This window comes from Xanthomonas hortorum (genome assembly GCF_011305375.1).
Classification (GTDB): domain Bacteria; phylum Pseudomonadota; class Gammaproteobacteria; order Xanthomonadales; family Xanthomonadaceae; genus Xanthomonas; species Xanthomonas hortorum_E.
Window position 1 is genome coordinate 90825 of record NZ_VCME01000021.1, and the last position, 14005, is coordinate 104829.

Genomic DNA, 14005 nt, shown 5'->3' on the forward strand with positions numbered 1-14005 from the left:
GCGGCAGGTTCTGCTTCCACCGCGATCACTTCAACGCATCAAACGCTCCGCTGCGTCAAATGCGCCGCAATCGCCTGTTTGAACGGAGCCACCGCATGCGCCGCACGCAGTGCGCCGTGTCGCAACAAGCGTGCCGGCGCGCGATCGTCGGTGTAGAGCGCGGCCAGCACATTGGTCGCTTCGTACAGCGGTCGCGTTGCCAGCCGATGCGCGCGTTCGTAGCCGTGCAACAGCGACGCAGCGCCGATATCGCGCCCGGCACCTGCGGCGGCACGCACGCGCTCGGCCAGGCGTGCCTGGCTCTGCAAGCCGAAATTGAAACCGTGCGCAGTGACCGGGTGCATGCCCACTGCCGCATCGCCGATCAGTGCGGCACGCTCAGCCACAAAACGCTGCGCGTACGCCGCCACCAACGGATACGCATGCCGGCTGCCGTCCTGCTGCATCGGGCCGAGCCGATGTTCGAATGCCTCGGTCACCGCGGCGCTGAAGTCCGCCTCATTCATCGCCAGCAAGGCCTCTATCTGGCGCGGCGGCAGTGTCAGCACTGCGCCGGCGCGATTGCCCTGCAGCGGCAACAGCGCCAACGTCTTGCCATAGCCGAACCACTCCCATGCCGCGTGCCGGTGCGGCAGCGCATGACGCATGCGGCACACCAGCATGCTCTTGCCGAAATCACGCAGCTGCGCGCCGATACCAAGCAGGCGCCGGGTGCTGGAAAATCGACTGTCGGCCGCCACCAACAGGCGCGCCGACAGCGTTTCCCCATCGGATAACTGCAGCACCACGCGGTCGCCACACTGCTGCACGGCCTGCAGCGTGCAATCGCAACGGATCTGCAGCGCAGGTTGTGCCTGCACGGCCTGCCAGGCGGCGCGACGGATCAGATGATTCGGCACCAGCCAACCCAGATCGCCAGCGCTGCGTGCGGAGGCCGCAAAGGTCAATGCGAACTGCGAATGCCCATCCATGACGCGTGCATCGCGCAGCGGGGAGATTGCATCTGCGGAAAACTGCTGCCAGATCCCCTGTTTTTCCAGCAGCGCACGCGAGGCGTGGGTCAACGCGATCTCGCGTCCGTCGAAGGCAGGATCGGCGAGTTGCGCGCGGGTTTGCTGATCGACCAACACCACCGACAGGCCACTGCCGGCCAACGACCGCGCAAAACTCAGTCCGACCGGCCCTGCACCAATCACCGCGATATCCACTGATTGCATGCTGCGCTCCGCCACCACCGATGCGCTTAAGTTTAACGGCAGTGGTGTCGGCTGGCCTTGATCAGAATCAAGCAGCACACGAACAATCAGCCAGGCCTATCTCGCGGCGAGGCGACTGCTCGCAACGTTCTGTCAGCCACGCGTCAGCCGTCTGCGCGAACGCAGACCAAAGCGCATTACCAGCCCAACAGCGCCCGCACCAGCTTGACGATGCCCCAGAACGACACTACCCAGATCGCACTACGCAGATAAGGGATGCCTGCTGCATAAACCGGCACATAGGCCACGCGCGCCCACAGATACAGCTGCACAGCGAGCGCGGTCTCTGCGTTGGTGCGTCCGGCAATGCTCACCGCAAGCACCGCAGCAGCGAAGATCGGGAAGGTTTCCTGATAGTTGCGGAAGGCGCGGTCCAGCCGCGCCGCAACACCGGTCAACGGCTTGGTCTCGCCATCGCGCGCGCTGGCGTTCCACTTGCTGCCGCGCTGGGCGGTCATGCTGGCCGAGGCGGCCAGCAATTGCGCCAGGCCGAGCACCATCGCCCAGCCCAGCATCTTTAGTTCGATCGTCAGTTCCACTTCGAGTCTCCGGTTGGCCGAGGCATCACTTGATCGACGCGCGCAGGCTGTAGCCGGCAAGCCGCCAGGTCTTGTCCTCGTCCAGCCGGAACGACACTAGCTCGCGCACCGGTTGCTGGGCCTTGGCAAACCGGGTCGGGAAGCTGACATTGATGTACAGCCCTTCCGGCACCTGCGCGCCGGGGCCGTACTTGACCCGTGTCACCGAGCCCTGCCCGCGGCCGACCACTGCGCCCAGGCGCGCGCGCTCGGCGCCGATCTGGCTGACGAACACATCGCGCTTGACCGCCGTCTTGGCCACCGTGGAGGCGCCATCCCATAGCGGTGCGACCTGATTGGTATCGACCATCTGCGCCACACGCAATGCGGCCTGGGTCATCTCGGTGTTCTGCTTGACCAGCTGCGCTTGCTGCGCGGTAGTGGCTGCAGGCGTGCCTGCGGTTGTTCCGGCGGCGGTTGTTCCGCCAGCAACCGGTGCGGCGGCCGGGCGAGCGCCGGTCTGAGGTTGTTGTGCGAAGGCAAGCGACGGAGCCAACACCAACACGGCAAGCAAACGGGGACGGAACATTGAGTAGATGACCTTTGTGCGTATCGATGGAGAGAGAACCGTCGCACGCTGGGCGCGCCCGGAACGGCAGTCTAGTGTGTGTTGCGTCTATGACATTGAGCGAGCAGCGCCATGGCGCATCGACATCAGGCGTGTTGGCAACAAGTTTCACTGCATGACCGGCAGCGTCAGGCGTCTCCGCTCGGCGGGACCGTCGCAACGCTGCGCGGCCGCCATAGCCGCCAGCTGATCCACAGCGCACGCGCAGTGGCTGCAATCAACGCGACCAGACTCAGCCAGACCGCCAGCGTAGCCGGCCATTGCACTTGTTTGGCTGCGGCGATCATCTGCAGGAGCTCGGCAATCCCGAACCCGCCCAGCACCAGCAGGGCCGATGGCAGATACGCCAGCATCACCCCTTTCGTTTTTCCGATCATGTTGCCCCCCCGGCTCCGTTGTGTTCCGCGACGATAGGCAGCGGCCGGTGCGGTAGGCGTGAAACTCAACCTTCGCGATGAACAGGGGCGGGCGCAGGCTCGGAGGCCGAGTCGGCTGCCGGGGCCGCTACCGGCGTGGTCACTTCTGGGCCGGCTGCAGCTGCGTCCGCCGGGTCGGAAGTCGCAGGCAAGGCGGCCGCGTCGGTTTCGGCCAGCGGGCTTTCTTCCGGGCAGGCCGCATCTGGGAAACCGAAGCGTTGCTTCAAGGCCAGGCCGCAGGCGTTGACCGCCTCCAGATCGGCGCCCTCGCCCTTGCACTTCTGATCGAAGGCGACCAGAAACGCATCCTTGCGGCGCACGAAGGCATCGCCGCACTTGCGCATCTGGCGGATGCGCTCCAGATCGTCCTGCACCGCGTTGGTGCCATCCAGCCCGTACTCGCGCAGCTCGTCCATCGTCAGCAGCCGCAGGCTGCGGTTGGGCACGGTCATCATCAGATCGGCCACTGCCACCGCCACGCCGTTGCGCTCCAGATAATCCTTGACGTTGCCGTAGACCTCGCGCAATTCGCGATTGAGTTCCGCGCGCGAGGTGGCCTTGGAACTGATCCGCATCATGCGATGGATGCCGATCTTGCCGGCCACCAACCGGTTGTCGCCGGCAGCCAGCACGAACACGCAGGCGCTGTGGCAGATCGAGCCTTCGCGCACCCAGATGGTCCAGTTGGATTCGCCGATCGTATCGCCGGCGCGGATCGCCGCTTCCACCTGCCCGCCGCTGGAATCCAGATCCAGGATGCGATGCGGCAGCTGCAGTTGCTCGGCCACTGCTGCCAGCCGCCACACCAGCGCAGCGAAGCCGGCGTTGATCTTGCCGGCGTAACGCACCCGCAGCAGCCCGGTGTCGCGACACGGCGCCAGCGCCGCTTCCACACTGGCGCGATCCAGCGCCGGCAGCAGCGTGCCATCGCCGGCTTCGCTGCTGTAATCGGTGGCGCAGCTGATCCAGGCCTTGCCGGCTTCCAGTTCCGCCTGCGGCCACCCCGCTTCGCCCGTTTGCGCGCGCGGGCGCGGCGGCGGCGCCACCGGTTCGGGCGTATCCACCGAGACCATATGGTCGCCATCGCCGGCCTGCCCCGCGCCGTTCTGCTGCGCACCCGCGGCATCGGCCGACGTGCCGGTGCGATCGCAACCAGACAGCGCCAGCACGCAGCAAAAAGAGAGACAGAGCAGTTTCAGCATGAGGTAGGACACAGACCGCGACCGGGATCACCCTCAGTCTATGGCTGAATGGGCCAACCGTTTGACCCTGCCATGAACACGCATGCCCTGCGCAGTGCTGTCCGAAAACGGCCAGCCTGGGTCGGGACGAGCGCATAGACTAGCGCCATGCAGACCGCCACGCCCGACCGAATTCAATGCGACCGCGCCCGCTTGGCGCGCGATGCACGCTTCGATGGGTTGTTCTTCACCGCCGTGCGCAGCACCGGTATCTACTGCCGCCCGGTGTGTCCGGCACCGCCGCCCAAGCCGGGCAATATCAGTTACTACGCAACTGCGGCAGCGGCCAGTGCGGCCGGCTACCGGCCATGCCTGCGCTGCCGGCCGGAACTGTCGCCGCAGGCGCAGCAGCATCTGGGCGAAGAAAGCGTGCAGCGTGCGTTGGCGATGATTGTCGAAGGCGCCCTGCAGGAGCAGCCGGTACAGACGCTGGCCGATGCGGTCGGTTTGAGTGCGCGCCAGTTGCAGCGGCAGTTCGTGCAGCAGCTCGGCGCCACGCCGATCCAGGTGCATGGCACGCGCCGGCTGCTGCTGGCCAAGCAACTGCTGACCGAAACCGCATTGCCGGTCACCGAAGTCGCACTGGCGGCCGGCTTCAACAGCCTGCGGCGCTTCAACGCGGCGTTTCTGGATGGCTGCGGCATGCCGCCATCGGCGTTGCGCAAGCAGCGTGCCGAGGTGCCGGGTGGCGAACTGACCTTGCGACTCGGCTATCGGCCGCCGCTGGATCTACCGGCGATGCTGGCGTTTCTGCAGCGGCGTGCGATTCCCGGCATCGAGCAGGTCGACGCCAGCGGCTACCGACGCGTGATCGGCACGCCGGGCAACGCGACGCTGATCGACGTCAGCGCGGCGCCGCAGCGTGCGGAGTTGTTGTTGCGCATCGGTGCGACCGACCCGCGCCAGATTCCGCAGATCGTGCGACGCGTGCGCCGGTTGTTCGATCTGGATGCGGATCTACAGGCGGTGCACGCCACGCTGGCGTCCGAGCCGTTGCTGGCCGAGGCGATCGCGCGCCGCCCCGGCCTGCGTGTTCCAGGCGGCTGGGATGGCTTTGAAGTGGCAGTGCGCGCGGTACTGGGCCAGCAGATCAGCGTGGCCGGTGCGGCGACGCTGGCGGCGCGGCTGGTCGAGCGCCATGGCGGCCATCATGTCGACATGCCGCCGGGCCTGGATCGCATCTTTCCCACGCCGGAACAGCTGGCCGAGGCGCCGCTGGAGCAACTCGGCCTGCCACGTGCACGTGCCGCCACACTGCGTGCATTGGCATCGGCATGCGCACAAGGCCGGCTGCATTTCGGCGCCGGCCAGCGCCTGCCCGAGTTCGTCGCCGCCTGCACGGCGTTGCCCGGCATCGGGCCGTGGACCGCGCAGTACGTCGCCATGCGTGCGCTATCGCATCCGGATGCGTTTCCGGCCGGCGACCTGATTCTGCAGCAGGTGCTCGGCACGCCTGAGCGTCTGACCGAACGCGCCACCGAAACGCGCTCGCAGGCATGGCGGCCGTGGCGCGCCTACGCCGTATTGCACCTGTGGCATCTCGCCGTCGATCGCAAGGACACCCGTTCATGAGCACGTTGTATTACGACACCTTCCCCTCGCCGATCGGCGCACTCAGCGTGGCTGCCGATCATGCCGGCGTGCACCACATCCTGTTCGCGCAGAATCGCTACGACGCGCTCGGCCGCGCGCGCTGGTTGCACGATCCCGATGCACCATTGGTGCGCGAGGCACGCGAGCAATTGCTCGACTATCTGTACGGCGGGCGGCGCAGTTTCGATCTGCCGTTGATACCGACCGGCACGCCATTTCAGCTGCAGGTCTGGCACACGCTGGCGCAGATTCCGTTCGGGCAGACCTGGAGCTATGCGCAACTTGCACATGCGGTGGGACGGCCGGCCGCGAGCCGCGCAGTCGGTGCCGCCAATGGCCGCAATCCGCTGCCGATCGTGTTGCCCTGCCATCGCGTGATCGGTGCCAATGGTGCATTGACCGGCTTCGGCGGCGGCCTGCCGACCAAGCAGGCGTTGTTGCAGCTGGAAGGGTGGTCGCCGCGCCAGCGCGCACCTGCCGACGATCTGTTCGCCGAACTCTCTGCAACCAAGGTGCGCTGACTTCGCGAAGTCATTGCCACGCCGTAAACTGGCGCGATGATCGATCGACGTTTTGTGTTCGCCGCCACCGCGTTTGCGCTGCTCGCGGCCTGTACCAGCACTCTGCCGCGCAGCGCGCCACCGGCCGTCTCCAGCGAACCGGCATCGGCAGAAGCGCCATCCAGCGACACGCCGCATCCCTTGCTGCTGATTTCCATCGACGGCCTGCGCGCCGATATGCTCGATCGCGGCATCACGCCCAACCTGTCGCAGCTCGCGCACGACGGCGTGCGTGCGCGCTGGATGACGCCGTCGTATCCATCGCTGACCTTTCCCAATCACTACACGCTGGTCACCGGCCTGCGCCCGGACCACCACGGCATCGTGCACAACAGCATGCGCGACCCGGTGCTCGGCAGCTTCTGGCTGAGCAAGCCCGAGGCCGTGGGCGATGCACGCTGGTGGGGCGGTGAGCCGATCTGGGTGGGTGCCGAAAACAACGGCCTACATGCAGCGACCTGGTCGTGGCCCGGCAGCGAGGCGGCGATCGCAGGTGTGCGCCCCACGCGCTGGCGCCACTACGAAGAAGGCACCGGTCTGGACGCGCGCGTGGACGAGGTGCTGGGCTGGCTGGACGAATCAGGCGCTGCCACCAACCGCCTGGTCACGCTGTATTTCGAACACGTGGACGAAGCCGGTCATGACCATGGCCCGGAGTCGCGCGAGTACGCCGACAGCGTGCGCGCGGTGGATGGCGCGATCGGCCGCCTGCTGGCCGGCATGCAGCGCGACGGCACGCGCAGCCGTACCAACATCATCGTGGTCTCCGACCACGGCATGGCCGAGGTGCCCCCGGGGCATGCGCTCAGCGTGGAAGACCTGGCGCCGCCCACCATCGCCACTGCAATCACCGAGGGCCAGGTGATCAGCTTCGATCCCGTGCCCGGGCAGCAGGCGCGCGCCGAAGCCACCCTGCTCGGTGCGCATGCGCAGTACGACTGCTGGCGCAAGGCAGCGCTGCCCGCACGTTGGCACTACGGTACGCATCCGCGCATTCCGCCGATCGTGTGCCAGATGCACGAAGGCTGGGACGCACTGTTTCCGGACAAGCTGGCCAAGCGCGTGCCCGGTCAGATGCGCGGCTCGCACGGCTTCGATCCGGCGCTGCCGTCGATGCGCGCGGTGTTCCTGGCACAAGGCCCGGATCTGGCGCAGGGCAAGACCTTGCCGGGCTTCGATAATGTCGATGTGTATTCCCTGATGACGCGGCTGTTGGGAATTCCCGCCGCGCCCAACGATGGCGATCCCGCCACCTTGTTGCCGGCCTTGCGCGTGCCGCCGGCCGACGCACGCTGAGTGACGCGTCGCGGCCACGGCGCGCCGATGCGACAATAGCGGCATGTCTGCTTCCGATCCCTCGCCGCGCCGGCTTCGGCTGCGGCCGTTGTTATCCAGCGAAGGCTGGCGTCGCCGCGCTGCACTGTGGGGTGGCGCCATTGCGGTGGCGCTGGTGGCGATTGTGTTCGCCAAGGCCAGCGATGCGGCCTTCCAGTTGTTTCAGCGCATCACCGCGCATTCGATCTGGTGGGCGCTGCTGCTGACGCCGGGCATCTTCGCCTTGCTGGCCTGGCTCACCTCCGGCGCGATGCGACCCACGCGCGGTAGCGGCATCCCACAGGTCATCGCTGCGCTGGAACACAACGATCCGGCGTTTCGCGAAACCAATCTGTCGCTGCGCGTGTCGATCGGCAAGCTCGCCTTGACCACCTTGTCGCTGTTCGGTGGCGCCTCGGTGGGCCGCGAAGGTCCCACCGTGCATGTCGGCGCCAGCCTGATGCATGTGTTCGGGCGTTGGTTCGGGTTTCACGATCCGCGCGAGCTCTCGCATTTTCTGCTCGCCGGCGGCGCGGCCGGTATCGCGGCGGCGTTCAACACGCCACTGGCCGGCGTGGTGTTTGCGATCGAAGAATTGAGCGGGCGTTTCGAGCACCGCTTCTCCGGCACCCTGCTCACGGCGGTGATCGTCGGTGGCGTGGTATCGCTGGGCCTGCTAGGCAACTACACCTATTTCGGCAAGGTGGCGGTGGCCTTGCCGCTGGGCCAGGCGTGGTTGGCGATCGCGCTGTGCGGCGGCGTGGCCGGTCTGCTCGGCGGGGTGTTTGCGCGCCTGGTGCTGGCCAGCGTCAGTGGCAAGCCGCGCTGGCTGGCAACGCTGCGCCAGCGCCATCCGGTGCTGCTGGCCGCGCTGTGCGGGGTGGCCCTGGTCGGCCTGGCGCTGGTGTTCGGGCAAGGCGCGTTCGGCACCGGCTACGAGCAGGCGCGCAGTCTGGTGCAGGGGCATGCGGTGGTCGGCCACGAATTCGGGCTGATGAAGCTGCTCGCCAATCTGGTCTCGTACCTGGCGGGCATCCCGGGCGGATTGTTCTCGCCGGCACTGGCGGTAGGCGCCGGCATCGGCCACAACCTGTCGGTGCTGATGCCGGGCGTGGACCCGCGCACCTTCGTGCTGCTGGGCATGTGCGCCTATCTGACCGGCGTGACCCAGGCGCCGCTGACCTCGGCGGTGATCTCGCTGGAACTCACCGACACCAGCCAGATGCTGCTGCCGATCCTGGCCACCGTGCTGATTGCGCGTGCGGTGTCCGGGCTGGTGTGCAAGACGCCGATCTATCGCGGACTGGCCGAACAGTTGCTGGCGCCGGCGGCGGCCAGCCAACCGCCAGTTGCGGAAACGACGCGCTAGCAACAACGCGCGCGCGTTTGCGCTGACCTCGGACATAAAAAAACGCGGCGCAAGCGCCGCGTTCTGGTGTCGCGAAGCGGGCTAGAAATCAGCCGGCCTTGGCGACGGTCTTCTTGGCTACAGCCTTCTTGGCCGGGGCCTTGACCACGCCCTTCTTGGCAACCGGGGAAGCTGCACCCACGACAACCTTGCTCACCGCGTGCGAACGCGAATTGCCGTAGCTGGAATTGTAGCGCTTGCCCTTGGCGGTCTTGCGGTCACCCTTACCCATGTTCGTCGACTCCTGAATGTGAATACTGAATACAAAATCCCCGCGCTGAACACGGGTCTGGCGAGGTTTACGCCGGCGGCGCCCTCGCGCAAGGCCGGCAAGCCTACCACGACGGCCCCGGCCCGCGCAGCCTGGGCTAGTGTGCGCAGCTGGCGTCGTGAACGTGGGCATGCCCGTGGTTCAGACGCAGATTGACAAGATGGGCGATACCGACCAGCGCGCCGCCCAGCGTCATCACCACCGCATGCGGGATCGCCGCGTGGTGCAGCGGGTCGTACAGCAGGCCGGCCCACAGCAGCAGCAAACCCGGCAGCAGCAGCGCCAGCGCATGCAGCGCCTTGTGCCGGCGATAGCCCAATACCAGGCTAAAAAGGCCCAGCAGGCTCACGAACACCACGATCGCCAGCTCGACACCATCGCCCAGCCAGAACGACAGGCCTAACGACGGCGCCAGCGCCAGTACCAAGGGCAGCACGGCGCAATGCACGGCACACAGCAGCGAACCGGTCGCACCGAAGCGGTCGAGCACATGGCGAAGGGACGGTAGAGGCATGACTTCCAGCAGGTGTTCGCGGCGACGTGGAATAATATAACATCTTGCTTGTTCCAGAGCTTACTCGCTCCCGGATCCGCGCCACTGCACTATGCAGCCGCAGATCTCGCCGTCGGCCCAGCAGCCAAGCTGCGCCTTATCATTGATATAAAGTAACAATCACAGAGTCCGGCCCGCCATGCATCCTCGCCTCGCTTCCTCGTTTCGCCGCTCCACGCTCACGCTGGCCCTGACCAGCCTGCTGACCCCTGCCCTGGCCATGGCCGAGGACGCGCCGGCTCCGGCCGACCCGCAGACCCCGCCCAGTTCGGACACGCGCCACGACGCCACCCATTCCAGCGGCCGCCATATCAAGGACCTGGACAAGGTGGTCGTCACCGCCAGCCCGCTGCGCGATGCGGCCGGCGAGTTGAGCCGCCCGGTCGAAGTGCTGGCCGGCGAGCGTCTGGACGAAGTGCGTAGCGAGAGCCTGGGCGAAACCGTGTCCAGCCTGCCCGGCGTGCAGAGTTCCAACTTCGGCCCCGGCGTCGGCCGGCCGATCATCCGTGGCCTGGACGGCCCGCGCGTGGCGGTGCTGCGCGATGGCCTGTCGACCCAGGATGTGTCCACGGTCAGCCAGGACCACTCGCCGGCGATCGAGCCATTCCTGGCCAACCAGATCGAAGTGCTGAAGGGCCCCTCCACCCTGCTGTACGGCTCCGGCGCGATCGGCGGTGTGGTCAACGTGGTCGACGGACGCATTGCCGAAACCCCGGTGGACGGCTTCAGCGGCCGCGCCGAAGTGCGCTTCGACGGCGGCGACAAAGACGGCAACACCGACATGTTCCGCGTCGATGCCGGCAACGGCAGCGGGCTGTCGATCCATGCCGACGGCGTGTACCGCAACCAGAACGATTACGACACCCCGCAAGGTCGACAGGCCAACTCCTGGATCGACTCCAAGGTGGGCTCGATCGGCGCGTCGCTGTCGGGCGATTGGGGCTTTGTCGGCCTCTCGGCGTCGCGCTTCCGCGACAACTACGGCAATCCCGGCGAGCCGGGCGATCTGTCGATCGGCGAGCGCGGCGTGTCGTTGAAGCTGCAGCAGGACCGCTACGACCTCAAGGGCGGGCTGACCGATCCGTGGGGCGAAGGCAGCGCGTTGCGTTACAGCTTCGGCCACACCGATTACGCGCACACCGAGTTCGAAGGCGAAGAAGTCGGCACCGTGTTCACCAAGCGGGCAAACGAAGGCCGCGTGGAAGCCTCCTTCACCTTCAGCGGCGGCTGGCAGACCGCGTTCGGCCTGCAGGGCAGCGACACCACCTTCCAGGCCGTGGGCGAAGAATCCTTCGTGCCCAAGACCGACACCCGTTCGCTCGGCGTGTTCGGCGTTGCGCGCAATAGCTGGGATCGCGTCACCGCGGAACTCGGCGCACGCGTGGACAAGGTCAAATACCAGACCGACATCGGCGTGGACCGCGACTTCACCCCGACCAGTTTCTCGCTCAGCGGCGGTTTCCGCTTCAACGAACAATGGCGTTTGACCGCCAACCTCGACCACGCCGAACGCGCGCCGGCCGAAGAAGAGCTGTTCGCCAACGGCCCGCATATCGCCACGCTGGCCTTCGAGATCGGCGATGCGAATCTGAAGACCGAAAAAGCCAACCAGGCCGAGCTGGGCCTGAACTTCCAGAACGAATGGGTGGATGCCAAGGTCGCCGCGTACTACAACCGCTACAACGACTTCGTCTACATCGTCGACACCGGCAACCAGTGGTTCAATGAGGAAGACAACGACTTCCTGCCGATCCGCCAGTGGACCCAGGCCGATGCGATCTTCCACGGTTTCGAAGGCGAGGCCACCTTCCATCTGGCCAACAACGACACCGGCGCGTGGGATCTGCGCGTGTTCGGCGACACCGTGCGTGCGCGCCTGAACGATGGCGGCAACCTGCCGCGTATCGCCCCGGGCCGTGTCGGCGCGCAGATGCGCTGGAATGCCGACCAGTGGCGCGCTTCGCTCGGTGCAACCCGCACCATGAAGCAGGACAAGATCGCCGTGAACGAAACCGCGACCGACGGCTATACGTTCGTCGATGCGCATCTGGCCTACCACGTGGACCGCGGCAGCAATGCGTGGGAAGTGTTTCTGGATGGCAACAACCTGACCAATCAGGACGCACGCGTGCACACCTCCTTCCTCAAGGACGATGTGATGCTGCCTGGCCGCAGTGCCTCGTTCGGCGTGCGGATGTTCTTCTGACGGTACCCTCTCTCCCGCCGTCATAAGCGAGGCCGCCTTCGGGCGGCCTCTTTTTTGGCGTTGCCTATCCGATCGCTGCGCCAACACTGCATCGCGTACCGAAAAGTGCATCGTGCCGGTGCGACCTGCTCAGCGGCCGAGGCCGGCCCGCCTTCAGGCTCGACTGTCAGGCGAATGCACTGCCCGCAGCATAGGGGCTCTCACGCACAACCAAGCGACACGGCTGGAGATCGCAAGCCATCGACAGCGGCCAGCGTTCGCATGGATAGCGACAGCATCTTGAACTTCCAACTAAAACTTGCAAATGGGTGCATATACACGCATTCTGCCTTCCACTGTGGAGGCATCCCATGTCCAAGCTCAGCGGCTGTACCTGCTTTCAGCTGCGCCGTGCTGCACGGCGTACCTCCCAACTGTACGACCGCGCGTTGGCGCCGGTGGGTCTGAGCCTCAACGAGTACTCGATCCTGCGCCGGCTGGACGCGGCGCAATCGCTGGGCGCGCTGGCACACACGTTGGGCATGGACCGCACCACCCTCACCCGCAACCTCAAACCGCTGCTGGCGGCTGGATGGATCAAGACCCAGCGCGGCGAGGATGCCCGGCAGAAATGGCTGGTCCTGAGCCGCAGCGGCCGCGGCTTGCTGGTGCGCGCACGACCGCACTGGCTGGCGGCGCAGGAACAGCTCGAGGCGCTGTTCGGTACGGCACCGACCGCACAGTTGCATGCAACGCTGGAACGCCTGGATGGATTGCTGGAGACAGCCGCATGAGCGCCCCGGTGACAGCGCGTGCGAGCGCGCAGTGGGGATTGCTGCTCACCGCGTCGGCGATGTTGATGCTGACGATGGGAGCGCGCCAGACCACCGGCTTGTTCGTGGAGCCGATCCATCGCCAGACCGGGATCGGCATCGCGTCGATCAGCTTCGCGCTGGCGGTGGGGCAATTGGTCTGGGGCGCGGTGCAACCGGTGTTCGGTGCGATTGCCGACGAGCGCGGCCCGTTGCCGGTGCTGCTGTTCGGCGGCGTGTTGTTGTCGCTGGGCTTGGGGCTGAGCCCGTGGATGGCCAGCGAATGGGGGCTGATCGTCTCGCTTGGCATCCTGGCTGCCGCCGGTGCGGGCGCAGGCAGTTTTTCGGTGCTGATCGGTGCCACCGCCGGTCGTATTGCGCCGGAGCGGCGTTCGTTCGCGGCCGGGCTGATCAATGCCGGTGGCTCGCTCGGGCAGTTCGTGTTTGCGCCGCTGGTGCAGTTGATGATCGGCGCAGCCGGCTGGGCCAGGGCGATGACTGGGCTGGCAGTGATCTCGTTGCTGACCTTGCCGCTGGCCTGGCCGCTGCGACGCAGATCATCGCCGCCAGGTGCGCGCAGTGCGACCGCAAACGACGACATCGGATTGCGCGCGCAATTGCGGCTGGCAGTGCGCGATCGCAGTTACTGGTGCCTGCATCTGGGCTTTTTCACCTGCGGGGTACACATCGCGTTTCTGGTCACGCACCTGCCCGGCGAAATCGCACTGTGCGGGCTGCCCGCCAGCGTGTCGGCGATATCGATCGCGCTGATCGGCTTGTTCAACGTGGCCGGCAGCCTGGTCGCCGGCAAACTGGGCGAACGCATCCGCATGAAGTGGTTGCTGTGCGCGTTGTACGCCAGTCGCGCGGTGTTGATCGGCCTGTACCTGATTGCGCCGCCAACGCCACTGACCTTCTACCTGTTTGCCGCGGCACTGGGCTTTACCTGGTTGGGCACGGTGCCACCGACGGCAGGATTGATCGGCAAACTGTTCGGCCCGCGCTATCTGGGAACGTTGTTCGGGCTGACCTTGTTGTCGCATCAGGTGGGCGGTTTCTTCGGCGCGTGGCTGGGTGGGCTGGCGCTGGAGCGCTTCGGCGATTACAGCTGGATGTGGTACGCCGACATGGCGCTGGCAGTGGTCGCCGCACTGATCAATCTACCGATTCGGGAAGCGGCACCGGTCCGCGCGGTGGCGTAAGGCGCGGGCAAAGCGCGTGGGCATGGGTTGACGCGGCGCACAACAGCT

Annotated in this window: 14 protein-coding genes; 7 read left to right on the forward strand and 7 right to left on the reverse strand. The window is 66.4% G+C overall.

Annotation, left to right across the window (positions count from 1 at the left end):
• Positions 1-38: 38 nt before the first annotated feature.
• From ubiM to FFY45_RS17715, 5 genes are all read right to left on the reverse strand, one after another.
• Positions 39-1217 (reverse strand): 5-demethoxyubiquinol-8 5-hydroxylase UbiM, encoded by a 1179-nt coding sequence (ubiM, locus tag FFY45_RS17695; protein ID WP_176341421.1) that lies wholly within the window; start codon positions 1215-1217, stop codon positions 39-41.
• Between the two features lie 176 nt (positions 1218-1393).
• Positions 1394-1795 carry an MAPEG family protein gene (locus FFY45_RS17700; protein WP_176341422.1) on the reverse strand — a complete coding sequence of 134 codons (402 nt, stop codon included), beginning with the start codon at positions 1793-1795 and terminating at the stop codon, positions 1394-1396.
• A gap of 25 nt (positions 1796-1820) precedes the next feature.
• Positions 1821-2363: a DUF4019 domain-containing protein gene (locus FFY45_RS17705; RefSeq protein WP_043889315.1), complete on the reverse strand. Its 543-nt coding sequence runs from the start codon at positions 2361-2363 to the stop codon at positions 1821-1823.
• A 167-nt stretch (positions 2364-2530) separates the two neighbouring features.
• Entirely contained in the window at positions 2531-2779 is a 249-nt protein-coding gene (locus FFY45_RS17710; protein ID WP_023904514.1) for a hypothetical protein, read from the reverse strand.
• Positions 2780-2844: 65 nt separating this feature from the next.
• Complete coding sequence (locus FFY45_RS17715) at positions 2845-4020, reverse strand: COG3904 family protein (RefSeq protein WP_176341423.1); 1176 nt, start codon at positions 4018-4020, stop codon at positions 2845-2847.
• Positions 4021-4167: 147 nt separating this feature from the next.
• Between FFY45_RS17715 and FFY45_RS17720 the strand changes: the two genes are divergently transcribed.
• From FFY45_RS17720 to FFY45_RS17735, 4 genes are read left to right on the forward strand one after another with little or no spacing between them, the layout of a single operon-like run.
• Positions 4168-5631, forward strand: a complete 1464-nt coding sequence (locus FFY45_RS17720; protein WP_176341424.1) for a DNA-3-methyladenine glycosylase 2 family protein — start codon at positions 4168-4170, stop codon at positions 5629-5631.
• Positions 5628-6173, forward strand: a complete 546-nt coding sequence (locus FFY45_RS17725) for a methylated-DNA--[protein]-cysteine S-methyltransferase (protein WP_176341425.1) — start codon at positions 5628-5630, stop codon at positions 6171-6173. The genes FFY45_RS17720 and FFY45_RS17725 overlap by 4 nt, the downstream gene beginning before the upstream one ends.
• A gap of 36 nt (positions 6174-6209) precedes the next feature.
• On the forward strand, positions 6210-7508 hold the full coding sequence (locus tag FFY45_RS17730; protein WP_176341426.1) for an alkaline phosphatase family protein: 1299 nt from the start codon (positions 6210-6212) through the stop codon (positions 7506-7508).
• Positions 7509-7551: 43 nt separating this feature from the next.
• Positions 7552-8895 carry a chloride channel protein gene (locus FFY45_RS17735; RefSeq protein WP_176341427.1) on the forward strand — a complete coding sequence of 448 codons (1344 nt, stop codon included), beginning with the start codon at positions 7552-7554 and terminating at the stop codon, positions 8893-8895.
• Between the two features lie 88 nt (positions 8896-8983).
• On the opposite strand, the gene FFY45_RS17740 is transcribed toward FFY45_RS17735, so the two are convergent.
• Both FFY45_RS17740 and FFY45_RS17745 read right to left on the reverse strand, forming a co-directional pair.
• Positions 8984-9166 carry a 30S ribosomal protein THX gene (locus FFY45_RS17740; protein WP_006450150.1) on the reverse strand — a complete coding sequence of 61 codons (183 nt, stop codon included), beginning with the start codon at positions 9164-9166 and terminating at the stop codon, positions 8984-8986.
• A 136-nt stretch (positions 9167-9302) separates the two neighbouring features.
• Positions 9303-9719, reverse strand: coding sequence for a MerC domain-containing protein (locus tag FFY45_RS17745; RefSeq protein ID WP_006450151.1), 417 nt, complete (start codon positions 9717-9719; stop codon positions 9303-9305).
• 178 nt (positions 9720-9897) lie between these two features.
• On the opposite strand from FFY45_RS17745, the gene FFY45_RS17750 reads away from it, so the two are divergent.
• The 3 genes from FFY45_RS17750 (at position 9898) to FFY45_RS17760 (ending at position 13957) form a co-directional block, all read left to right on the forward strand.
• Positions 9898-11964, forward strand: coding sequence for a TonB-dependent receptor (locus FFY45_RS17750; protein WP_176341428.1), 2067 nt, complete (start codon positions 9898-9900; stop codon positions 11962-11964).
• 350 nt (positions 11965-12314) lie between these two features.
• The gene (locus tag FFY45_RS17755) at positions 12315-12737 is read left to right on the forward strand and encodes a MarR family winged helix-turn-helix transcriptional regulator (protein ID WP_176341429.1); all 423 of its coding nucleotides are present in this window, start codon (positions 12315-12317) and stop codon (positions 12735-12737) included.
• A complete protein-coding gene (locus FFY45_RS17760) occupies positions 12734-13957 on the forward strand; it encodes an MFS transporter (RefSeq protein WP_176341430.1) in 1224 nt (407 codons plus the stop codon). Before FFY45_RS17755 ends, FFY45_RS17760 begins: the two co-directional genes overlap by 4 nt.
• Positions 13958-14005: the final 48 nt, after the last annotated feature.